This window comes from Pseudomonas sp. NPDC086251, assembly GCF_044746405.1.
GTDB lineage: Bacteria > Pseudomonadota > Gammaproteobacteria > Pseudomonadales > Pseudomonadaceae > Aquipseudomonas.
This window is the reverse complement of the sequence record NZ_JBIVBY010000049.1, coordinates 15,466-38,250: the sequence shown is the minus strand read 5'-3', so window position 1 is coordinate 38,250 and position 22,785 is coordinate 15,466. Positions and strand designations below refer to the sequence as shown.

At 60.2% G+C, this 22,785-nt stretch carries 21 protein-coding genes; 9 read left to right on the top strand and 12 right to left on the bottom strand.

Going from position 1 to position 22,785, the window contains the following annotated elements:
• Positions 1-256: 256 nt before the first annotated feature.
• Positions 257-478 carry a hypothetical protein gene (locus ACIPL2_RS32795; protein ID WP_401364321.1) on the bottom strand — a complete coding sequence of 74 codons (222 nt, stop codon included), beginning with the start codon at positions 476-478 and terminating at the stop codon, positions 257-259.
• A gap of 197 nt (positions 479-675) precedes the next feature.
• On the opposite strand from ACIPL2_RS32795, the gene ACIPL2_RS32790 reads away from it, so the two are divergent.
• From ACIPL2_RS32790 to ACIPL2_RS32770, 5 genes are all read left to right on the top strand, one after another.
• Positions 676-1,446: an alpha/beta hydrolase gene (locus tag ACIPL2_RS32790; RefSeq protein WP_401364318.1), complete on the top strand. Its 771-nt coding sequence runs from the start codon at positions 676-678 to the stop codon at positions 1,444-1,446.
• 130 nt (positions 1,447-1,576) lie between these two features.
• Positions 1,577-1,834 carry a DUF2790 domain-containing protein gene (locus ACIPL2_RS32785; RefSeq protein ID WP_401364315.1) on the top strand — a complete coding sequence of 86 codons (258 nt, stop codon included), beginning with the start codon at positions 1,577-1,579 and terminating at the stop codon, positions 1,832-1,834.
• A 63-nt stretch (positions 1,835-1,897) separates the two neighbouring features.
• A complete protein-coding gene (locus ACIPL2_RS32780; protein ID WP_401364312.1) occupies positions 1,898-2,569 on the top strand; it encodes a heavy metal response regulator transcription factor in 672 nt (223 codons plus the stop codon).
• Positions 2,566-3,972 carry a heavy metal sensor histidine kinase gene (locus ACIPL2_RS32775; RefSeq protein ID WP_401364309.1) on the top strand — a complete coding sequence of 469 codons (1,407 nt, stop codon included), beginning with the start codon at positions 2,566-2,568 and terminating at the stop codon, positions 3,970-3,972. Before ACIPL2_RS32780 ends, ACIPL2_RS32775 begins: the two co-directional genes overlap by 4 nt.
• A gap of 220 nt (positions 3,973-4,192) precedes the next feature.
• Positions 4,193-4,633: a helix-turn-helix domain-containing protein gene (locus tag ACIPL2_RS32770; RefSeq protein ID WP_401364307.1), complete on the top strand. Its 441-nt coding sequence runs from the start codon at positions 4,193-4,195 to the stop codon at positions 4,631-4,633.
• Between the two features lie 355 nt (positions 4,634-4,988).
• On the opposite strand, the gene ACIPL2_RS32765 is transcribed toward ACIPL2_RS32770, so the two are convergent.
• From ACIPL2_RS32765 to ACIPL2_RS32745, 5 genes are all read right to left on the bottom strand, one after another.
• Complete coding sequence (locus tag ACIPL2_RS32765; protein ID WP_401364304.1) at positions 4,989-6,272, bottom strand: MFS transporter; 1,284 nt, start codon at positions 6,270-6,272, stop codon at positions 4,989-4,991.
• Between the two features lie 63 nt (positions 6,273-6,335).
• Entirely contained in the window at positions 6,336-7,214 is an 879-nt protein-coding gene (locus tag ACIPL2_RS32760) for an alpha/beta fold hydrolase (RefSeq protein ID WP_401364301.1), read from the bottom strand.
• Positions 7,215-7,313: 99 nt separating this feature from the next.
• The gene (locus ACIPL2_RS32755; protein WP_401364298.1) at positions 7,314-8,318 is read right to left on the bottom strand and encodes a PdxA family protein; all 1,005 of its coding nucleotides are present in this window, start codon (positions 8,316-8,318) and stop codon (positions 7,314-7,316) included.
• Between the two features lie 332 nt (positions 8,319-8,650).
• Entirely contained in the window at positions 8,651-9,979 is a 1,329-nt protein-coding gene (locus ACIPL2_RS32750) for an MFS transporter (RefSeq protein ID WP_401364296.1), read from the bottom strand.
• 72 nt (positions 9,980-10,051) lie between these two features.
• Entirely contained in the window at positions 10,052-11,248 is a 1,197-nt protein-coding gene (locus ACIPL2_RS32745) for a fumarylacetoacetate hydrolase family protein (RefSeq protein ID WP_401364293.1), read from the bottom strand.
• 119 nt (positions 11,249-11,367) lie between these two features.
• Between ACIPL2_RS32745 and ACIPL2_RS32740 the strand changes: the two genes are divergently transcribed.
• The 3 genes from ACIPL2_RS32740 (at position 11,368) to ACIPL2_RS32730 (ending at position 15,688) form a co-directional block, all read left to right on the top strand.
• Complete coding sequence (locus tag ACIPL2_RS32740) at positions 11,368-12,321, top strand: LysR family transcriptional regulator (protein ID WP_401364290.1); 954 nt, start codon at positions 11,368-11,370, stop codon at positions 12,319-12,321.
• 167 nt (positions 12,322-12,488) lie between these two features.
• Positions 12,489-14,036: a UxaA family hydrolase gene (locus ACIPL2_RS32735; protein ID WP_401364287.1), complete on the top strand. Its 1,548-nt coding sequence runs from the start codon at positions 12,489-12,491 to the stop codon at positions 14,034-14,036.
• Positions 14,037-14,107: 71 nt separating this feature from the next.
• The gene (locus ACIPL2_RS32730) at positions 14,108-15,688 is read left to right on the top strand and encodes an aldehyde dehydrogenase (NADP(+)) (RefSeq protein ID WP_401364284.1); all 1,581 of its coding nucleotides are present in this window, start codon (positions 14,108-14,110) and stop codon (positions 15,686-15,688) included.
• Positions 15,689-16,114: 426 nt separating this feature from the next.
• Here ACIPL2_RS32730 and ACIPL2_RS32725 read toward each other — a convergent pair whose 3' ends face one another.
• On the bottom strand, positions 16,115-17,164 hold the full coding sequence (locus ACIPL2_RS32725; protein ID WP_401364281.1) for an NAD(P)H-dependent flavin oxidoreductase: 1,050 nt from the start codon (positions 17,162-17,164) through the stop codon (positions 16,115-16,117).
• 34 nt (positions 17,165-17,198) lie between these two features.
• Complete coding sequence (locus ACIPL2_RS32720) at positions 17,199-17,909, bottom strand: MOSC domain-containing protein (protein ID WP_401364279.1); 711 nt, start codon at positions 17,907-17,909, stop codon at positions 17,199-17,201.
• 113 nt (positions 17,910-18,022) lie between these two features.
• Here ACIPL2_RS32720 and ACIPL2_RS32715 point away from each other — a divergent pair, with 113 nt between their 5' ends.
• Positions 18,023-18,916 carry a LysR substrate-binding domain-containing protein gene (locus ACIPL2_RS32715; protein WP_401364277.1) on the top strand — a complete coding sequence of 298 codons (894 nt, stop codon included), beginning with the start codon at positions 18,023-18,025 and terminating at the stop codon, positions 18,914-18,916.
• An 83-nt stretch (positions 18,917-18,999) separates the two neighbouring features.
• Here the strand turns inward: ACIPL2_RS32715 and ACIPL2_RS32710 are convergent, their stop codons facing one another.
• From ACIPL2_RS32710 to ACIPL2_RS32695, 4 genes are all read right to left on the bottom strand, one after another.
• Complete coding sequence (locus ACIPL2_RS32710) at positions 19,000-20,016, bottom strand: NAD(P)H-dependent flavin oxidoreductase (RefSeq protein WP_401364275.1); 1,017 nt, start codon at positions 20,014-20,016, stop codon at positions 19,000-19,002.
• A gap of 2 nt (positions 20,017-20,018) precedes the next feature.
• Complete coding sequence (locus tag ACIPL2_RS32705; protein ID WP_401364272.1) at positions 20,019-20,573, bottom strand: cytochrome b; 555 nt, start codon at positions 20,571-20,573, stop codon at positions 20,019-20,021.
• A gap of 149 nt (positions 20,574-20,722) precedes the next feature.
• Positions 20,723-22,396: a cation/acetate symporter ActP gene (gene actP / locus ACIPL2_RS32700; protein WP_401364269.1), complete on the bottom strand. Its 1,674-nt coding sequence runs from the start codon at positions 22,394-22,396 to the stop codon at positions 20,723-20,725.
• Positions 22,393-22,707, bottom strand: a complete 315-nt coding sequence (locus tag ACIPL2_RS32695) for a DUF485 domain-containing protein (RefSeq protein ID WP_401364262.1) — start codon at positions 22,705-22,707, stop codon at positions 22,393-22,395. The genes actP and ACIPL2_RS32695 overlap by 4 nt, the downstream gene beginning before the upstream one ends.
• Positions 22,708-22,785 lie beyond the last annotated feature (78 nt).

Here is a 22,785-nt window from a genome sequence, read left to right as displayed (position 1 = left end):
GGCCAGAAGCCGTTGCAGGCTTCCTCGAACAGGCCTGATACATAGATGCAACCGGGTAGCAGTGTTCAAAAGCGGGTTGAATGCGGGGGCGAGTCGATACATAGCAGCTGGCGAAGCCTGCGTTCGGCTGCGCAGCAGTCGTGAAATCACGCAATGCGGTGTATCAGGAATACCGCGTGTTCAGGGTTTACGACTGCTGCGCAGCCGAACGCAGGCTGCGCCAGCTGCTACGAGGGTCGTGTTTCGGCTTAGATTGCTACGTGCCGCCGCCCACGCCTTCTATGGCTTTGGCGAAAGCGGCTCCAGCCTCGCGAACCAACTTGCGCCATTCAGCGCCATTAATCAGGCCTTTGCGCTCCATCTCATCGGCGGCTTTGAGCAGTTCGTCGTACTGTTCTTCAGCATCCATGCGGATTTCCGGCTCATTCAGGAGCTGATACCAGGCAGCCAAGGCCTGTTCTTTTTGATCATCATTCATGGCCAGACTTCCAAAGGATTGTGCTCATTTGGAAGGTCGGCGTCGTATAGCCGTTCCTCGGCTCCGACGTACGGCGATGATGACAAACATGTCATTGAGTTGTCAGCGTAGCCAGCACCCTCGCTTCATACAGTGAAGTCGTCAGTCACCCGCACCGGGTGACACGCCACCTACTGATGATGACAAGGGTCGACACCATGAAACCACTCAGCAAACTCTGCCTGATCGCCGCCAGCCTGTTCATGTTGGGCAGCGGTTCCGCCATGGCCAGCGACATTGCGCCGGTCAAGGCCAACAACGTCGTGCTGGTGCACGGATCGTGGGCCGATGGCTCCAGCTGGTCGGAGGTAATTTCCCGGTTGCAGGCTGCCGGCCTGCACGTTACCGCCGTGCAAAACCCGTTGACCTCGGTCGCCGACGACGTCGCCGCCACCCAGCGCGTGCTCAATCAACAAGACGGCCCGACCGTGCTGGTAGGCCACTCCTACGCCGGCACCGTCGTCAGTGAGGCCGGGGTCAATCCGAAAGTCAGCTCGCTGGTGTACGTTGCGGCACGAGCGCCGGATGCAGGCGAAGACTTCGTCGCGCTGTCGGCCAAATACCCGACCATGCCCGTGCGCGCCGGCACTGAAGAACACGATGGCTTTATCAGCCTGAAGCAAGATGCCTTCCTCAAGTACTTCGCCAGTGACGTGCCCCACGACAAGGCGATGGAACTGTTCGCCGTCCAGCAACCGATCGCCAAAACCTTGTTCACCGACCGCACCACCGCCGCGGCGTGGCACTCCAAGCCGACCTGGTACGCGGTCTCCAGCCTCGACCAGACCATCAACCCGGACCTGGAACGCTTCCTCGCCAAGCGCATGGGCGCGACCACCATCGAGTTGCCGTCGAGCCACTTGTCCCTGGTGTCCCACGCCAGGGAAATCGCCGACCTGATCCTCGAAGCCGCCGGTCGCCAGCCGTAACCCCGACGCCGTTTCATTACAAACTTGTCATTGAACTGTTGGTCGGCTGTCCGGATCGCCTGGTTAACCTGAACTCACTGCCAGGCAACTCCTTCCGGCAGCCCACCGCCCCAGATTGGAGAACATCATCATGAAACTGTTAATCCTCGGTTTTGCCGCCCTCCTCGCCACCGGCTCGGCGTTTGCCGACACCCCGGCCGCACCACCCATCATCCACGACAAAACCGGTTTCTTCGTCCACCTCGACGTCGCCAAAGAACTGTCCAGTACCGACATCTCACAAGAATGTGGCATCGTCCCCGCACGGTTCAATTACCTCGACCACCAGGGTCGCGAGCATCAACTGGATTACCAGGTCCAGGGCATGGGCTGCATCAATGACCATTGATTCGGCCAGCGGACTTGCAGCTGATCGGACTACACTGGCGCCAACGGGCCAAGGCAGATATCCATGAACATCCTCGTAGTCGAAGACGAACCCAAGGCAGGTAACTACCTGCTCAATGGCCTGCAGGAACTCGGGTACAGCGTCAGCCTGGCGCGCGACGGGGTCGATGGTTTGCACCTGGCCCTGGAGCACGATTTCGATGTCATCGTGCTGGACGTCATGATGCCGAAGATGGACGGCTGGGAAGTCCTGCGCCGCTTGCGCAAGGAAGCCGACACGCCGGTACTGTTCCTTACCGCGCGCGATGACATCGCCGACCGCATCAAGGGCCTGGAACTGGGCGCCGACGATTACCTGATCAAACCCTTTTCGTTCGCCGAACTGGTCGCGCGCCTTCGCACCCTGACCCGCCGTGGTCCCACCCGTGAAGAAGAACAGCTGCACGTCGAGGACCTGCAGATCGACGTGCTCAAACGCCGCATCACCCGCGCCGGCGTGCGGATCACCCTGACCAACAAGGAATTCGCCCTGTTGCATCTGTTCGCCACGCATCAGGGCGAGGTGCTGTCGCGCTCGATGATCGCGTCACGGGTCTGGGACATGAATTTCGACAGTGACACCAACGTCGTCGATGTCGCGGTGCGCCGACTGCGGTTGAAAATCGACGACCCGTTCCAGCTCAAGTTGATTCACAGCGTGCGCGGCATCGGCTACCGCTTCGATACGCAACCATGACCGCCCGCCTGCGCCATTCTTTAACGCTGCGCCTGGCCCTGGTGTTTGCCTTGCTGGCCTTTATCTCGCTGACCCTGTTGGGCGTGGCGCTGTACCGGGACCTGGAACGCGAGCTGATCCGCCGCGACGACGCCGCCCTGGTGAACCGCATTGATCAACTGCGCACGTTCCTCAACGACAGCAATACGCTGAACCTGATCAAAACCAAACCGGCGCTGTTCCAGAACATGCTTGGCAACCGCGAGGCCCTGTTGACCATCGGCGCGCCAGGTCAACAACCGTTGCTGGTGGTCAATCCCGGCAACCTCGACATGCCGTCGCTGGCGCCGGTGTCGATCGATCATCCGTTGAGCCTGGCCGACGTGCAGCATTACCCGAGTGTGGATGGCGTGCCCTTCGCCGCGCTGGCGGCGACTATCGATTCCGGCGACATGGGCAGCCTGCAGGTGGTCACCGGACGCCTGATGACCGAGCGCACCGCGGTGCTCGCCAGCTATCGCCTTAATGTGTACCTGTTCGCCAGCGTCGCGGCGATTCTGCTGGCGTTGTCCGGTTATCTGCTGGTGCATCGCGGCCTGCTGCCCCTACGGCGCCTGGCCAGCCATGCCCACGGCATCGGCGTCGGCAACCTGAGCGAACGCCTCGACGGCCAGGGCGCGCCACGGGAACTGCTGCCGATGATCGAGGCGTTCAACGCGATGCTCGACCGGCTGGGCAAGGGCTTCGTGCAGTTGGGCCAGGTCTCGACCGACATGGCTCATGAGCTGCGCACGCCGATCAACAACCTGCTCGGCGAAACCCAGGTCGCCCTCCAGCAAAACCGCAGCATCGAGGCCTATCAACAACTACTCGCCTCCAATGTCGAAGAACTCGAACGCCTGGCGCGGATGCTCGACAACATGCTGTTTCTGGCCCGTACCGATCCGGCCAGCGCGCTTAGCCAACGACAGGAACTGGATGCCGCCGACGAAATGCAACGGATGGCCGACTACTTCGAAGGGCCGGCGGCGGACGTCGGGATCAGCATCGATGCCCAGGGTAGCGGCGTGATCTGGGCCGAACCAATGCTGCTGCGCCGCGCCCTGGCCAACCTCTGCGCCAACGCCATCAAATACGGGGCGCCGAATTCAGCACTGGTCATTCGCGCCACGCCCTCGGCTGATGGCGTTCGCCTGACCGTGCGCAACCACGGTCAGACGATCCCCGCCGAACACTTGCCGAGATTGTTCGAGCGCTTCTACCGCGTCGATGAATCCCGCGAACGCTCAGCCCATTCCAATGGCCTGGGGCTGTCGATCGTGGCGACGATCATGCAGTTGCATAACGGCGCTTATAGCGTCAGTAGCAGCGAGGGGATGACCTGTTTTGAGCTGTTCTTTCCGGCGCGGCGGTTGGATGAATGATGCCGAATGCCCACTCCAACGGATTTGCTTTGTCCGTCGCTAACGTTTGGCCCCTCCTCGGCGTTCAGCCATATGTCTCATTTTAATTCCCTGCTTTGATAATCCCCGCTTGAGCTTTAGTCTGTCGCAACCTATAAATACTATAGATAATCATGAGCGACCTACTGCCTTTTCCGCTGTCGAAAAAGAAAGACCACGATGCAAAAGGAGAGATAATTTTATGTACCACTACGTTGAAAGCGGCCTACCCAACGTCTGGCTTAGCAACGGTTACGTGGTGAAGGAGACCGCCTATGGCGAGTCTGTTGCTATCACCGATGTCGAGGGTCTGCACGACTTTATCGGCAAGACGATTGCGCAAAAGCCCGCAGCGCTGACCGGTGCCGAGTTTCGCTTCCTGCGCAAAGAGCTGGGATTATCGCAAGAAAGGCTGGCCAACATCGTCGGGCTTACCTCCCAGGCGGTGGCGATCTGGGAAAAGACTGACAAGATACCGACGGTCAATGACCGCTATCTGCGCGGGCTTTACCTGGAGGCGAAGACTGGCGAAGCGGATCTGATGGCTGCCATTAACTCAATCAACGAACTGGACCACGACCTTCACAAGCTCAACCTTCAGTTTGAAGATGGCTGGCACAAGCAATACAAAACCTGCGCCTGACAACGCCTCGATTGCACAGCCCGGAGGGTGATGCTGCTCACGTTGGGATTGGATCGGGGGATCCGTTTCGCGGTTGAAGCGGCAACAGCTTCGCGAGCAAGTCGAACGGCAAGATCAACAGCGAACGCACACCCAAAAACCACCGCCCCCTGTAGGAGCGAGCTCGCTCGCGATGAACCCATAGGCACCGCGTTTACCCTGCTGAAACGCGTCATCGTTAACGTCCATCGCGAGCAAGCTCGCTCCTACAGGTGAAGGCGGCCAGCGAAAGGCTGGTCGATAGAGGTTGGCACAAACAAGCCTGAAACCCGACAACGGGCTTCAGGCTTTTTGTCATCGATGCCAGAAGGCAGCTTCAGCTGTGAGTCACGGCAGCCTGCGAATGCCCGGCTGAGACCGGCTCCGGAGCGGGTTCGTCGTCCAGCTTGATAAACATCGCCAGTACCGGTCCCAGCAACACCACGGCGATCGACGCGCCGAACGCCACCGACCAGTTATTGCCGGTGATATCCAGCAACCAGCCAATCACCACCGGCGACACGGCACCCGCCAAAGCCATGCCGGTGAAGGTGCAAGCACTGGAGGTCGCCGAGTGCTCGTGGGACACCTCGGTGCCGATGACCCAGAGCGGCGAGTCGGCCAGTTCCGAGCAGAAGAACGAGAAGCTCAAACCACAGGCGCAGATGATCAGGTCGTGGGTGAACATCAGCGGAATCAAGCCAATGATCGAGGCCAGGAAGCCGAAGATGATCAAGTCGCGACGTGAACGCAGGCGGTTGCCGGTCACCTTGAAGCGCCAGTCCGAGAGCATGCCGCCGACTGCGGTGCCGACGGTCCCGCCGAGCAGTACGAAGGTCGAAAACATCGCGGTGTGGGTCAGGTCCATGCCGTAGCGCTGGGTGAAGAACGACGGTATCCAGTTGAGGAAGAACCACAACACCCAACCATGGCAAAAACAGGTGGCCGCGGCAGGCCAGACTTTACGCAGCATCTGTGGCCAGTTGACCGGTTTGGCCTTCACCGGCGGCACCGGCGCTGCGGCGGTGGCTTCGACCAGTTTCTTCGATTCGCTGAGGCTGAAATACATGACGAACATGTAGATCAATGTCACCACGCCGAGGATGACGAAGGTCATCCGCCACGAGAACTGGATGATCATGAACGTCACGATCAACGGCGCCAATGCGTTGGCCAGGCGCCCTGACGCATGCATCATGCCCTGAGCCGTGCCGCGCTGGGTAATGGGGATAGCCCGAGCAATCATCCGGGCCGCCGTCGGGTAGATAGGCGCTTCGCCGATGCCCACCACGAAACGTGCAATCACCAGCACCACCAGGCCACTGACCAGGCCCGTGGCAATGGTCGCCACCGACCAGATGATGCCGTACAGCAGCATCGCCTTGCGTGAGCCGATGCGGTCACTGAACCAGCCGCCGGGAATCATGAAGCAGCTGTAGGCGATGGCGAAGGCGGAAAACATCATGCCCAGGTTGGTGTTGCTGAAACCCAGTTCCTTGCTGATCGTCGGCGCGGCGACAGCCAGGTTGGTGCGGTCCACGTACATGATGAAAGCCATGACGCAAAGCAACACGAAGGTCAGTGTCGCCCGGCGCTTTTGCGCAAGCGTTGTCGGAATCATTTTTTCCACCTTTTTTTATAGTTGTAGTGGGCAGGCGGTCATCCCGGACCGCCTGTCGTTGTGTTACTTGAAGAAGCCCTGCAGCACCTCGTAGGTCTCGTCCGGGCATTCTTCCTGCAGGTAATGCCCCGAGGGTACGGTGGCGGTCTGCACGATGTTTGTGGCGTAGCGGCTCCAGATTTCGGCGGCGTTATGGTTGCGGCCGACGCCGCCCTTGGCGCCCCAGAGAATCAGTGACGGGTTGTCGATCCGCCGGCCCGCGTCGAAGTCGGCGGTGTCCATGTCGAGGTCAATGCCGAAGGTCGCGCGATAGTCCTCGCACATGGCGTGGGTAGTGGCCGGGTTCTTGATGCAGCGGATGTAATCAGCCAGCGCTTCCGGCCCGAAGAAACTGGTGCCCTGGTCGGTCTTCGACAGTTTTCGCCGAATGAAAAACTCCGGATCCGCGTCCATCATGTGCTCGGGTGTCGGCGCGTCCTGGGTCATGAAGAACCAGTGCCAGGAGAATTTGCCCCACTGGCGCGTGACGTTGTTCAGCAAATAATGCTGCGGCAGCATGTCGACGAAAGCGGCTTTGAGCACCGTGTCGCCGTGGTCGAGGCACATGCGATGCAGGACCCGCGCACCCCGGTCATGGCCGGCAGCATAAAACTGATTGAAACCCAACGACTGCATGACTTCGACCTGATCCTGGGCCATGGCGCGGAACGAGTAATCCGAGTGATCGCCGCCGCCCTCAGGTTTGGAGCTGTCGCCGTAACCGCGCAAGTCGGTGCAGACCACGGTGAAGTCCTTGGCCAGGCGCGGTGCGATCTTGTGCCAGGACAGGTGATTGAACGGGTTGCCGTGCATCAGTAGCAAGGGCGGGCCTTCGCCACCGACGACGGTGACAATCTCGGCACCACTGGTTTTGGTGATGGTTTTGGTGAAGTTTTCGAACATAGCGTTAGCCTCGATAGGTGTGCCTGGGCCTGACCGTTCTGACTGTTTTAAAGATGCAGCTTTGAAGGTGCAGCGCCCTGCTCTTTCAATTCCCCGCGCTTAGCGCTTGAGCTTGCGCGCAGCGGCGTTATCGGTTGCCACGCGGAACGCTGCCGCCATGGCGCCGACGTCGGCGATGCCTTTGCCGACAATGTCGTACGCCACGCCATGGGCCGGGGTGGCATAAACAGTCTTGAGGCCACCGGTGAGGGTGACGCCCGACGAGAAGCCCAGCAGCTTGGTCGCGATCTGGCCCTGGTCGTGGTACATGATCACCACTGCGTCGAAATCGCCGTTGCGCGCCTTGATAAACACCGTGTCCGAAGGGAACGGCCCTTCGCAGGCCAGGCCTTTGAGGCGCAGGGCTTCGAGGGTCGGGCGAATGATCGTGATCTCTTCGTCACCGAACAGACCGTTCTCGCCGCCATGGGGGTTGAGTGCGGCGACGCCGATACGCGGGGCGTTGTTGCCCAGTGCACGCAAGGTGTCGTGAGCCAGTTGCAAGGCGCCTTCGATGCGATCCGGTTGCACCATGTCGACGGCCTTGCGCAGTGCCACATGCGAGGTCACGCGGAAGGTCGAAAACTGCGGGATGATGTTCACTTCGCCGAAGTAACCGACGTGCTCGGTCCAGGCGGCAAACATCTGGTGTTCGTCGTGGTAGTTCCAGCCGCCACGGTGCAGGCCGGCCTTGTTGAGGGGCGCGAAGCAGATACCGTCCAACTCGCCGGCCAGGGCCATGTCCGTCATGATTTTCAGGGTTTCGCCGGTCAGGCGACCCGACTCCGCGTTGACCACGCCGCGTTCATACAACGCTGGATCCACGTTGTGTAAATCGATCAGGGACACGGCGGCTTGGGAATGGTCAGCATCGCTGAGGCGCGCAATTTTCTGGTACGGAATACGCAAACCGGCGTCGCGCATGCCCAGTTCGAGCACACGCTCGTCCCCAATGATCACCACATCCGCCCGCTCACGTGCCTCGGGGGTCGACAACAGCTTGACGACTAACTCAGGGCCAATGCCGGTGACATCGCCCAGCATAAGTCCAATCAGGGGTTTCATCAGTTTTTCTCCTGTCCAATCAAGGCGTGTCTTTATTGTTATCGGTCGAGCAGGCCTGGGCCGACTCTTGGGTGTAACCGCTGTGGACATCCTAGGCCGACGGGGTGGGCCTTCAAGGTGTAAAACGTGGGGCGGGCATTCACAGACTGTGGTTTGAGGACACAAAAAAGCCGAAGCCCCTGAGGGCTTCGGCTGTTTTTTAACGGTCACGGCGAGGAAAACTGTAGGAGCGAGCTTGCTCGCGATGAACCTGAGGGCGACGCGTTTATCCAGCAATCACGCGTAATCGTTAACGTCCATCGCGAGCGAGCTCGCTCCTGCAGAGACTGGTATTACCGAGCCAGGGCCTGTTTCAACGGCACTGGCGCCTGCGGCGTGCGCAGCGTCCACAGCAGATAGACGCCCACCAGCCCGGCTGCCGAGAGCGACAACATCCCCGCTCGCGGATCGGTGAACCAGACTTCCATATTGGCCTTGAGCATCGGCGCGACGAAGCCACCGATATTGCCCATGGAACCAATCAGCGCAATCCCGCCGGCCGCCGCGACCCCGCCGAGATAACTGGTCGGCAATGTCCAGAACAACGGTTGCACGGTGACGAAGCCGGCGGCGGCAAAGCAGAACGCCAACAGCACCGGCGCGAAGCTGTTGAGCAACGCCGAGGCGGCAATCCCCAACGCGGCCATGCCCAGCATGCACATCGCCATTTTCAAATGCACCGCATGGCGGTCGGCATAACGCGTCACAAAGTACATGGCGACGGCGGCGCACAGCCAGGGCAACGAAATGAACATCCCCACTTCCAGGCCGACTTTGGTCCCCAGCAGTTCGGCAATTCGCGTCGGCAGGTAAAAGATCACCCCGTACACACTGACCTGAACGCTGAAGTAAATCAGGATGAACTTCAGTACGCGCGTGTTGCTAACCAGGCCCAGCAGGCTCTTCGGTCCATGGGCGAGCTTGAGCTTGTCTTCCGCCTCGAGCTCCTGGCTCAGGGCCGCTTTCTCCTCACGGGTCAGCCAGTTGGCTTCCTGCGGCTTACTCTTGAGGTAGAACAGCGCAATGATGCCCACCACGACAGCCGCCAGGCCTTCGACCAGGAACATCCATTGCCAGTTGGTCAGGTTGAACATGCCATGCATTTCCAGCAACCAGCCGGACAACGGGCTGCCGAGCATCAAGGCCAATGGCAGGCCGAAGTAGTAGATGCCGATGGCCTGACCGCGACGCTGCTCCGGAAACCAGTAGGTCAGGTACAGGATCACGCCCGGGGAGAAGCCCGCTTCGGCCACGCCGAGCAGAAAGCGCAGCACATAGAACGTGGTTTCATCGCGGGTGAACATCATGGCGGCAGACACCAGCCCCCACGTGATCATGATCCGGCTCAGCCAGACCCGTGCGCCGACCCGGTGCAACATGAGGTTGCTGGGCACTTCGAAGATCGCATAACCAATGAAGAAAATGCCGGCACCGAGGGCGAACGCGGCGTTGCTCAAACCGATGTCGGTTTGCAGCGCCGCCTTGGCGAACCCCACGTTGGAGCGATCAATCATTGCCAAGGCGAACATCAAGGCGAGGAACGGCAACAGCTTCCAGCGACACTTGGCGATAGCGCTTTCGATAGCGGCGGCGTGATCCGTTCTTGTTTTATTTTTGCTCATCATTCGTGTGCCTTGTTATTAGAGGTGCAGCAACCGCTGTGTTTTATCTGCCCGGAATCTCCGGCCGGTCAATCAGTGGATCGATTTTCCGGCCACCAGACCACGAGCGGCCAGGTTGCCCATCAATGCCCGCAGGCCAAACGTCCAGGGTGTTGCTTCATTGCTGTAGGTGACGCGGTTGTGCAGAGCGCCCAGCAGCGGGCTGCCGATGCTGACGCTGTCGCCTTGTTTGTGGGTGAAGCCGCTGCCCGGCTCTTCACGATCCTGCGTCGGGGCGAACAGGGTGCCGAGGAACAGCATGAAACCGTCCGGGTACTGGTGATCGCTGCCCACGGTCTGGGCCACCAATTCCAGCGGATCGCGACTGATCTTCTCCATCGAGCTGCTACCGCGCAGGATGAAACCGTCATCGCCTTCGACGTCCAGGTCGACCACGCAGCGGCGCACATCATCCAGGGAAAAGCTTTCGTCGAACAGGCGAATGAACGGGCCGATCGAGCACGAGGCGTTGTTGTCCTTGGCCTTGCTCAGCAGCAAGGCGCTACGGCCTTCGAAGTCGCGCAGATTAACGTCATTGCCCAGGGTTGCGCCGTGAATCTGACCACGGCTGCTCACCGCCAGGACGATTTCCGGCTCGGGGTTGTTCCATTTCGACTTGGGATGAATACCGACTTCATTGCCACTGCCCACGGACGCGAGGACCGGGGCCTTGGTGAAGATCTCGGCATCAGGCCCGATGCCCACCTCCAGGTACTGCGACCACAAGCCCTGCTCGATCAACACGCCCTTGAGCCGCGCCGCTTCGGTCGAACCGGGCTTGATCGAACTCAGGTTGTCGCCGATCGCCGACTTGACCAGGCTGCGCACGCTCTCGGCCTTGACCGCATCACCACCCGCCTGCTCTTCAATCACACGCTCGATCATGCTCGAGGCGAAGGTCACGCCAGCGGCCTTGATCACTTGCAGGTCAACCGGTGGCAGCAGGTACGCTTTGGCGGGATCGGAGTCCGGCCCGGTGTTGGCCAACAGGGCTTCAGTGGTGCAGATGTAGCGACCGCGAGCGTTGCGAACCTCCTCCAGCGGCGATGCACTTTCCAGCAGATCGCTCAACGTCGCGAAGTCTTCGGACAGATCAAACACGCCATCGGCGCGCAGCACCACCGGCGATGGGCCTGCGGTTTTCCCCGGCACCCAGGCACGCCCGATCAGGGTCCCTTGCAAGCCATCGTTCGGGAGGGTGTTTTCACAGGTCAATTTCAGAGTGGGCATAGGAGATCCAAATCAATTCAGTGACGTTCGGGCAAAAACTAGTGGACTTGATTGATAAATCCCAATGACATATTTTCAGCATTTGATATCGTTTCGTTATCAACCAGATTGAGCGCCCCATGGAAAACGACGAGATTTCATTCGCCAGTGTCAGCAAGTGGCTCAAGATCAAGCACCTGATGCTGGTCGATACGCTGGCCCGGACCCGCAACATGCACACCACCGCCGAGCTGATGAACCTGACCCAGCCCGCCATCAGCAAAATGCTGCGCGACATCGAGCTGTTGTTTGGATTCCCCTTGTTCGAACGGCAAACCCGCAACATGGCGCTCACTGAACTGGGCGAGTTTGTCGTCCGCTATGCGCGGGTGACGCTGGACGACACGCAGTCCTTCGTTGATCAACTGAACAAGCTGCGCAAGGGTGGCCATGGTCATTTGAAGGTCGGCGCGATCTTCGCCGCGACCTCGGTGGTGCTGCCCGAAGCCATTACCCGGATCAAGCTGGACCGCCCGATGTTGTCCATCGAAGTGATCGAGCAGACCAGCAATCAACTGCTGGAAATGCTTGAGCATAAAAAGCTCGATCTGATCATTGCCCGCTTCACCGATGAGCGTTATCAGCAACCGTTCGAATTTCGTGCGCTGGGGCCCGAGCCCTATTGCCTGGTGGTCAACAGCCGCCATCCCCTCGCGCAGTTCGACGAGGTGGCGATCGAGCAACTCAGCGACTGGCCGTGGGTCATGTACCCGTTCAATGCCCCCATCCGTCGGCGGATGGAAAGCGCCTTCAACGAATTCAACATGCGCACGCCGACCAACACCGTTGAAACCATCTCGATGCCGACCTTCCTGCAACTCCTGCAGTCGGGGCCGATGCTCGCGTTTCTGCCCGAATCCATGGTCCAGTCGCAGGTCCAGATTGGCTTGCTCAAAGTGCTCAACACGCCGTTCAAGGTCGAGCCCCAGGACTACGGCATCATCACGCGCAAGGACGAACCCCTGAGCGAAGCGGCCCGTGAATTTGCCGATATCTTGCTCGAGTTCGCCAGGCTGCGACGCGAAGCGCTTTGACAACCATTTCACGCGAGTTAATGGCTAATCAATGAGGAAAGGTTATCGATCAATCCAAAGGTCTCATTAGGCATCAGCGTCCGGGGGCTCTTATAGTGGGGCCACAAAAGGTATGGCGCGGCCCGTGTGCCAGCGACCTCCCACGCTTGATAGCCAGAGAGTTTCCGATGGAATTGATCATGAAAACCGGCGCAGCCGCCGTTCTGCGCCTCAATCCTCTGGACGATGTGTTGATCGCCCGCCGACCGTTGTTGTCGGGTGAAGTCCTCGAACAAGAAGGCGTGACCGTGCGCCAGCCCGTCCCCGCCGGCCACAAGATCGCCTCGCGCCGTGTCGAAGCCGGCCAGCCCTTGCGTCGTTACGGGCAGATCATCGGGTTTGCCACCGAGGTGATCGAAACCGGTGACCACGTGCATGTGCACAACCTGGCCATGGGTGATTTCGCCCGCGACTACGCCTTCAGCCACGATGTAAAACCTGAGCAGCCGTTGAACCACGAACCGGTGTTCATGGGCATCGTGCGCCAGGATGGTCGTGTGGCGACACGCAATTACATCGGCATCCTGACCTCCGTGAACTGCTCCGCCACCGTGGCCCGTGCCATCGCCGACCACTTCCGCCGCGACATCAACCCGGCCGCGCTGCTGGCGTACCCCGAAGTCGATGGCGTGGTTGCGCTGACCCACTCCGCCGGTTGCGCCATGGACTCCGGAGGCGAAGGCCTGGCCTTGTTGCGGCGAACATTGGCCGGTTACGCCACCCATGCCAACTTCGCCGCCGTGCTGGTGATTGGACTGGGCTGCGAAACCAACCAGATCGAAGGGTTGCTCAGCACCCAGGGTCTGAGCAGGAGCAATACGCTACGCACCTTCAGCATTCAGGACAGCGGCGGCACCTCTAAAGCCATTGCCAGCGGCATTGCCCAGGTCAAGGAATTGCTGGAGGAGGCCAACCAGGTCAAGCGCGAACCGGTGAGTGCCAGGCATCTGGTGATTGGCCTGCAATGCGGCGGTTCGGACGGTTATTCCGGGATCACCGCCAACCCTGCACTGGGGAATGCCGTGGACCGTCTGGTCGCCTGCGGCGGTACGGCAATCCTTTCGGAAACGCCGGAAATCTATGGTGCCGAACACCTGCTGACCCGCCGCGCCGTTGACCGCAACGTGGGCGAAAAACTGGTTGCACGGATTCACTGGTGGGAGGCGTATTGCGAACGCATGGGCGCCGAATTGAACAACAACCCGTCGGCCGGCAACAAGGTCGGTGGCTTGACCACCATCCTCGAAAAGTCGCTGGGCGCGGTTGCCAAGGCCGGATCCAGTAACCTGGTTGATGTGTATGAATATGCGCAGCAGGTCAGCGCGAAAGGCCTGGTGTTCATGGACACGCCCGGCTACGACCCGGTGTCGGCCACGGGCCAGGTGGCCGGTGGCGCCAACCTGATTGCCTTCACCACGGGACGCGGCTCCGCCTACGGTTGTGCGCCCTCCCCGTCGATCAAGCTGGCGACCAACACCGCGTTGTGGAATCGCCAACGCGAGGACATGGACATCAATTGCGGCGAGATCGCCGAAGACACCATGACCATTGAAGAATGCGGTGAAGCCATCTTCAACCTCATGCTGCGCATCGCTTCGGGCGAACGCAGCATGAGCGAACAGCACGGCTACGGCCAGAACGAATTCGTGCCCTGGCAGATCGGCGCTGTCACCTGAATCGACGGTCTCTCCTCACCTCCCCGACATCCCCGTAAAGGGGGTGTGAACCTCTCTTTCTGGAGCCAGAAATGTCTACGATTACCGGTCACAACTACATCGGCGGCCAGCGCAGCGCTGCCGGCACTGTCATCGTCAAAAGCGTGGATGCCAGCACGGGCGATCAACTGCCTTACAGTTTCCATCAGGCCACCCTTGAAGAGGTCGACCGCGCGGCCAAGGCTGCCGCTGGCGCCTATCCGGCCTACCGCAGCCTGAGCGCCGCGAAACGCGCCGAGTTCCTCGACGCTATCGCCGATGAACTGGATGCGCTCGGTGATGATTTTGTGGCGCTGGTCTGCCGCGAAACCGCATTGCCCGCTGCGCGGATTCAAGGCGAGCGTGGCCGCACCAGCGGCCAGATGCGCCTGTTCGCCAAGGTGCTGCGTCGCGGTGACTTTTATGGGGCGCGCATCGATCAGGCACTGCCGGAACGCAAACCGTTGCCGCGTCCCGACCTGCGCCAGTACCGCATTGGTCTCGGACCGGTTGCGGTGTTTGGCGCGAGCAACTTTCCCCTGGCGTTCTCGACGGCTGGCGGTGACACCGCTTCGGCATTGGCGGCCGGCTGCCCGGTGGTGTTCAAGGCCCACAGCGGCCACATGGCCACAGCCGAGCTGGTCGCGGATGCGTTGATCCGCGCCGCCGAAAAAACCGGCATGCCCGCCGGTGTCTTCAACATGATCTACGGCGGCGGGGTTGGCGAAGCGCTGGTCAAGCATCCGTCGATTCAGGCAGTGGGTTTCACCGGTTCGCTCAAGGGCGGGCGCGCGTTGTGCGACATGGCGGCGGCGCGTCCACAGCCGATCCCGGTGTTCGCCGAGATGTCGAGCATCAACCCGGTGATCGTCTTGCCGCAGGCGCTGGAAGCTCGGGCAGAAAGCGTAGCTCGTGACCTGACGGCTTCGGTGGTTCAGGGCTGCGGTCAGTTCTGCACCAATCCGGGTCTGGTCATCGGCATTCGTTCGCCGCAGTTCAGCGCGTTCGTGCAGCAGGTGGCGGGCTTTATCGGTGATCAACCGGCGCAAACCATGCTCAATGCCGGGACGTTGAGCAGCTATGGCAAAGGCTTGCAAAAGCTCCTGGCGCATCCTGGCATCGAGCATTTGGCCGGCGCCAAGCAACAGGGTAATCAGGCCCAGCCGCAACTGTTCAAGGCGGATGTCAGCCTGCTGATCGATGGCGATGAAGTGCTGCAAGAAGAAGTGTTCGGCCCGACCACGGTGTTTGTCGAAGTGGCGGATCAGGCGCAACTCAGTGCCGCGTTGAACGGCCTGCACGGGCAACTGACGGCGACCATCATTGGCGAGCCGGCGGACTTTGCGCAGTTCAGTGAGCTGACAGCGCTGCTGGAACAGAAAGTTGGGCGGATCCTGCTCAATGGGTATCCGACCGGCGTGGAAGTCTGCGATTCGATGGTGCATGGCGGGCCGTACCCGGCGACATCCGATGCGCGTGGTACGTCGGTGGGCACCCTGGCGATTGACCGCTTCCTGCGGCCGGTGTGCTTCCAGAACTACCCCGACAGCCTGCTGCCGGAGCCGTTGAAAAATGCCAATCCACTGAACATCCAACGCCTGGTGGACGGCCAACCGTCTCGCGACGCGCTCTAACGGTCAAACACAATCCCCTGTAGGAGCTGAGCTTGCTCGCGAAAGCGGTGTGTCAGCAGCATTGATGCTGAATGTGCTGCCGTCTTCGCGAGCAAGCCCGCTCCCACATTTTGATCACTGTCGCTCACACATTCTGTGCTCAAAACACACCCCCTGTAGGAGCAGAGCTTGCTCGCGAAAGCGGTGTATCAGTCACATAGATGTTGAATGTGCTGCCGTCTTCGCGAGCAAGCTCGGCTCCTACATTTGTTCAGTGTCGTACACCCAATCTGAGTTCACTGAAAATCTAATGTGGGAGCGGGCTTGCTCGCGAAAGCGTAGTGTCAGGCAGCATTGATGCTGAATGTGCCGCCGCCTTCGCGAGCAAGCCCGCTCCCACATTTAAATCTCTGTTGCACACAAATTATGTGTTCACTGGCGATTGAGTCAGGCTTTGATTTCTGCGGCCAGCATATTCACCAACGCCGCTGCCGGCATTTCGCGGCACAGTGGTGCGCCCTGCCCGGCCCATTGCACGGCGAACTCGGTGTTGGCTTTGGCAGTTGCCGCGGCGTTGAGTGCTTTGTTGGCGTCGTAGGTCAGCGGGTAGTCTGGCAGCGCCGTGCTGCCCGCCTCCAGGCTGGTGAAGTTACGGTTGACCATGCCCCGAGCCGCCCGGCCGGAGATCACGCGGGTGACTTTGGTCTGGTGTGCACGCGGCCCCTTCAACGCTTCGCGATAGGCGCTGTTGGCGGAGGATTCAGGGCAGAGGATAAACGCCGTTCCCAACTGCGCTGCACGGGCCCCCAGTTGCATGACCGCCTTGATGCCCGCGCCATCCATGATGCCGCCCGCCGCGATCACCGGCAGTGTGCACGCAACGACCAGCACACGCACCAGCGCAAACGTGCCCATCTCGGTGTCCTGTTGCGGATCGAACACCCCGCGATGGCCCCCGGCTTCGTAACCTTGCGCCACCAGCGCATGCACGCCGGCGTGTTCGGCCAACTGCGCTTCGGCGAGGTTCGTCACCGAACAGAGCAGGATGATGCCGGCGGCCTTGAGTGCATCGATTGCCGATTGCGGCGGCAAGCCAAAATGGAAGCTGACCACCGCTGGCCGTTCTTCCAGCAGCATCTGCAGCATGTCCGGGTCTTCGACGAATGAGGTGTAGATCTCACGCAACGAAGCCGGCGCAGCGGCACCGAACTCGGCAAAAAACGGCGCCAGAAAATCCAGCCATTGCGCCTCGCGATCACGGTCATGAACGGCAGGCGGGTGGCAAAACAAATTCACATTGACGGGTTTGTCCGTCAGCGCCGCCGTCTCTCGCAGCATGGCCCGCGCCTGCTCGACGTTGCTCGCGCCGATGCCAATGGCACCGAGCCCGCCCGCATTGGATACCGCTGCCGCGAGTTTGGGCGTGGAAACACCGACCATGGGCGATTGAAGGATGGGGAATTCGATGTTCAAAAGAGACAGCAACGCATTGGACATGACAGCACCTGAATGTGATGAGTGTGAGTAAACGCTATTGCAGCTGATCCCTTGGCGCTCCCGCCGGACAGGAAGCTACTTCAAGCCGCTTTTGCAGCCACTTCGCCCGTTCCGACAAGCGCCGCTTCCAGTCCTCGGCCAGGCCTTCGGTTGCCGCCAGCGCGAGCACATCGTCGATCACCGGCCGGTGTGACAACTGCACCTGCCAGAACTGGTCGATGGAGAAGCGTTCGGTGTACCGGTCCAGCAGCTCAATCATGTCCCCCGCGGCAATAAAACCCGGCTGCAGGACCCGGTAATACCAACCAGTGATTCGCTCCTTGGCGACATGCATCGACAGGCGCTCGGCATCAAAGCGATGATTGATTTTCCAGCACGGGCTGCGCGGCTGAGAAACCTGCAACACCGCGCTGCCAACCTGAAATACATCACCGATATGCACATTCAACTCAGTGAATTCGAACGCTGAAATGTTCTCGCCCAGACTGCCTGGAATCAGCTCGCCAGCGCAGTGCGCAAAGGCCTGCGCCAGACGCTGATAGTTTTTCGCCGCATAGTGATGAACAGCCTTTTCCGGACCGCCGTGAACCCGGGTATCGCCGTGCTGGTCACCGACGATCCCGCTGACGTCGACGCGAGCGGGACCTGAGATTCTGCGTTTGAAGATGCCCGTACGTTGCCCTTCGGGCTTCAAGACACCCAAACCTCCGGCGAAGACATGGTCAATTTTTGCAGTCAGTGTCATCGTCCCACTTCGCTCATTAACCTGTTTTATTGACTTTACTAAGCGTCAACCATCGCCGTAAAATGATGGCTCGTGATGCGATGCATCACTTTTTATGATAGGTGGCAATGATCATGGAAATGCGCCAACTGAAGATTTTCTGCGCGGTTGCCGAACTTGGCAGCTTCACGGCAGCCGCGATTAATGTGAACACGGTGCAGTCCAACGTCACCATGCGGGTGAAGGAGCTCGAAGCCGAACTGAATCGCGAGCTGTTCATCCGCAAGAAATCCGGGGTCGTGCTGACCTCGGCGGGCGAGACTTTCCTCGGGTATGCGCGGCGCATCCTGCAGCTGACAGACGAGAGTCGCAGTGCCTTGATGGACACCGGCGTTCCGGCAGGCCTGCTGCGACTGGGATCGATGGAAACCACGGCCGCCATTCGCTTGCCGCAAGTGCTGACGAAGTACCGCGAGAAATACCCCGAGGTTCAGTTGTCATTGCTGACCGGGACCACCGCCGAACTGATCAAGGCGATTGAAGCGCATCGACTCGACGGCGCCTTCGTCGGCGGCTTTCACCAGAACTCGGCATTGACCCAGGAAGAAGTGTTCCAGGAAGAACTGGTGCTGGTCAGCAGCAACCACTTCGATTCACTCGCCGCGCTCATCGAGAAAATCCCCCAGCAGACCGTGCTGGTCTTTCGCACAGGCTGCTTCTACCGCTCGACACTCGAAAACTGGTTCTATCAGGTCGGACTGGTGCCCAACCAGATCATGGAACTGGGCACCCTCGACGGCATCTTGTCGTGCGTCGCCGCCGGCATGGGCGTGACCTTGCTGCCCAAGGCCATTGCCGAGAATTGCAGCGTGCGCCATGCGATTCGTTGCCACACGCTACCGGCCGAATTCGCTCACGTCTCGACCGTCTTCATCCGCAGAAACGACTCGATGATCACCTCGGCCATGAGCGCGTTCATCGGCTTGGCACAACAACAGATTGCCCGGCCGGCGAGTCTGCCGATCTGAATCCGGTAATGGTTGCATCGCCATGAAAAACGGCTCGGTGAATCACACCGAGCCGTTTTTCATCTCACGATCAATGACGCCGCTTACTGCCAGCCAAGCGACCTTCTCTCCTCAAGCATGAACCGGCCCCGCGCGACGTGCTCGACGCTGACCTGCGCCCCTGCGCTCATCGACAATCCACGCACCAGTTCTGCCACGCGCTCTGCCGCAGGAACCACACTGTGGATCTTGCCAACCCCCTGCCCCGCGTATAGCGACAGCTTCTTGGCCATCCGTGGTTTATCGATCGCCCGCGCGCCGCCACCGATGAAGCGCAGCAGGTTCCACTTGTCACGGTTGGGGATCACCCGGTGCGGCGTGCCGTAGGTCCAGCCGAACGAGTAACCCGTGCGGTATTCGGTGTCATCCGTGGTCGCCTCGACGATTTTTTGCTTGTACAGCGGGTGCGCGTTCGATTCGTCGGTGGCAATAAACGCCGTGCCCACCACCACACCAGACGCGCCGAGTGACATCAATGCCCGGACATCGGCGCCGTGGGTGATACCGCCCGCCGCCAGCACTGGTCGCCCCTCCGCAACAGCCAGGATCGACGTCAACAACGGCATGATGCCAATCGTGCCTCGGTTCAAATGACCGCCACTTTCACTGCCTTGCGCCACGACAATGTCAGCGCCTTGGGCGATGGCGATTCTGGCCAGCTCCACCGACCCCGCTTGCACCATGACCGTCAGCCCTGCGTCTTTCGCCCGGGGAATCATGTCGGCGGAATAGGCCTCGGCATAAAACAGTGACAGCAGCCGGGGTTTTTCCTTGAGGACAACCTGGAATTGCGCTTCGAAGACGTCCGGACCACCGAACTGGGGCACCAGGTTCACGCCAAACGGCTTGTCGGTCTGTGCGCGGGTTTCCTCTATCCATCGACGCAAGGTCAACGGCGGCAGGCGCAGGCCGCCAATCACGCCCATGCCCCCGGCGTTGGCGACTGCCGCCACCAGCTGAGGGCCGGAAATGGCCGCCATGCCACCGAGAAAGATCGGGTATTTCACGCCACACAGTTGGGTGATGGCATTGCCCGCAAAATCTGATTTGGCTTCGTTCATGCTCACAGCTCCACGTGTTTGCCAAGCATCCGCTTGAGCGTGTTGTTTTTCAGGAGAAAGTGATTCTTGACCGCGCCGAAGACATGCAACGCCAGCCCGGCGAGGAATGCCGATGCGCCGATATCGAAGAGCACATCGACCACGTGCTTGAGTCCTGCATGGATGGGCAGGAGCGCCGGAATGTAAAATCCTCCGGGCAAGCCCATCGTCTCTCCGGCAGCCGACCGCGAAGCCCAGACCGCGACCGGCAACAGCACCATCGCCAGGGCAAGCGCCACCGCGACGGAACGGCTGATGATCACTTCAATCGGATTGGGGGTGCCCACCGGCAGCGGATGGTAAGAGGTGATCCTGGCCCAGAACCGATAGACCGATACCAGGAACAAAATAAGCCCCATGAGATTTTGCAGGTGCAGGTAAGGCATCCGCACGACATCGCTGGACGCCTGGCCGATCACCAGTTGCAGGCCGAAGATCGCGAGCAGCGACAACGCCACGACCCAGTGCAGCACGACGGTGATGGGTGAAAATCTTAAGCCATTGTCTCGAAGTTGCATGGCTGACTCCTTTTGAGAAGTGACAGGAAGTGCCTGATATCTCTGTAGGAGCGAGCTTGCTCGCGAAGGACCCGAGGGCGACGCGTTTATCCAGCAAGCACGCGTTATCGTTAACGTCCATCGCGAGCAAGCTCGCTCCTACAGATGGCTTAATGGCTGACAGCTTGGGAGGCGCCAAGGCCGGTCTGGGCGCGGATGAGCTGATCATCGAAACGCTCGCGTTCAAGCACTGCCCCGGCGCTGCGATCGGTGACCGAGCCGAGCCAGGTGAAGAAGAACGCCACGTTCATCGAGATGATGGCCGGGTAGTCAAAGGGGAAAATCGCCTCGGGATTTCCCAGCACTTTGACCCACACCGCCGGCGAGAGAACGACCAGGCTGACCGAGCTCACCAGCCCGGCGATACCGCCGATCAACGCGCCTCGTGTGGTCAGCCCTTTCCAGTACATCGAAAGCACGAGTATCGGGAAGTTGACCGAGGCCGCCACGCCAAACGTCAGCGCCACCAGGAACGCGATGTTCTGGTCCTTGAACAAAATACCCAGGACCACCGCAACGATGCCGATGCCGACCGAAGCGATTCGCGAAACACGACGCTCGTCGTTTGCATTGGCGCGGTTTTTCCGGAAGACCATGACATACAGGTCATGTGAAATCGCCGAAGTCCCGGCCATGGTGAGCCCCGACACCACGGCCAGGATCGTGGCAAACGCGACGGCGGAGATGAAGCCCAGCAGCAGGTCACCACCAACGGCTTTGGCCAGGTGCATCACCGGCATGTTGCTGCCGCCAATGAGCTTTCCACCGACAATACCGGACTCATAAAAGGCCGGGTCTTGCCCGACGATCACGATCGCCGCCAGCCCCAGGATCGCTACGATCAGGTAGAAAAACCCGATGAAGCCCGTGGCGACGAACACCGATTTGCGCGCCTGTTTGGCGTCCGGCACGGTAAAGAAGCGCATGAGGATGTGCGGCAATCCTGCTGTGCCGAAGACCAGGCCAAGTGACAGCGAGATCAGTGCCAGCGGGTCGGCCACCAACTTGCTCGGCAGCAAAATTCGCTCGCCATCGTGATGAGCGGCCACCGCTTGCGTGAACAACTGCTCGAAGGAAAACCCGAACTTGCTCAGCGCCAGAATCGCCAGCAGCGTTCCGCCCAACAGCAGCAAACCGGCCTTGATGATCTGCACCCACGTGGTAGCGACCATCCCGCCAAAGGTGACGTAGACCGCCATCAACAGCCCGACCGCGATCACCGCATAGTTGTAGGGAAGTCCGAACAGCAGCTGGATCAGCTGCCCCGCGCCCACCATCTGCACCACCAGATAAAAGCAGACCACGGTCAACGAACCGAAGGCTGTCATCGTTCGAATGCGATTTTGATCGAGTCGAAACGAGGCAATGTCCGAGATGGTGATACGCCCCAGATTGCGGATGCGCTCGGCAAACAGGAACAGCAGCAACGGCCAGGCGACGAAGAAGCTGATCGAGTAGAGCAAGCCATCGAAGCCGTTGAAGAAGAACATGCTGGTGACCCCCAGCAGCGCAGCCGCCGACATGTAGTCCCCGGCCAGCGCCAAACCGTTCTGGAAGCCGGTAATGCCGCCACCGGCCGTGTAGAAATCGTCCATCGATTTGGTCTTGGAGGCGGCCCAATAGGTGATGCCCAGCGTTGTCAGGACGAAGACCAGGAACATTGCAATGGCGGTGATGTTAAGCGGCTGCTTTTCCACCGCCTGCAAGACTTCGGCGGCAGAGGCACACGTCGTCATCGCGCCCAGCACAGCAGGAACAATGAGGTATCGAAGGAGCGCTTTCATAGGATGACCCCCGCGCGGATTTCCGCGGTGAGGTCATCGAACTCACCATTGGCACGAAGGATGTACAGGCCGGTAAACAACCAGGCGCCGACAATAAAGGCGACGCCCAGCGGCCAACCTATGTTGATGATGCTGGTCGCCGACAGCTTCTGAGCCAGGAGCTGGGGCGCGAAGGCGGCGACGAGGATGAACGTGAAGTACGGGACAAGGGTGGCGGCGGTAAGGCCAGCGACGAATCTTCGCTGCCGTGAGACCAACTCCCGGTACCGGGGGTGATTGCGAATTCTGGCTGATTCGGATGCATGATTCACGTTGACTCCGTGTTGCAGTGGACGCGTTATTGTTGTTCCACAGCCTCAAATTCGAAGACTCGATTTGCCACTGGCTGC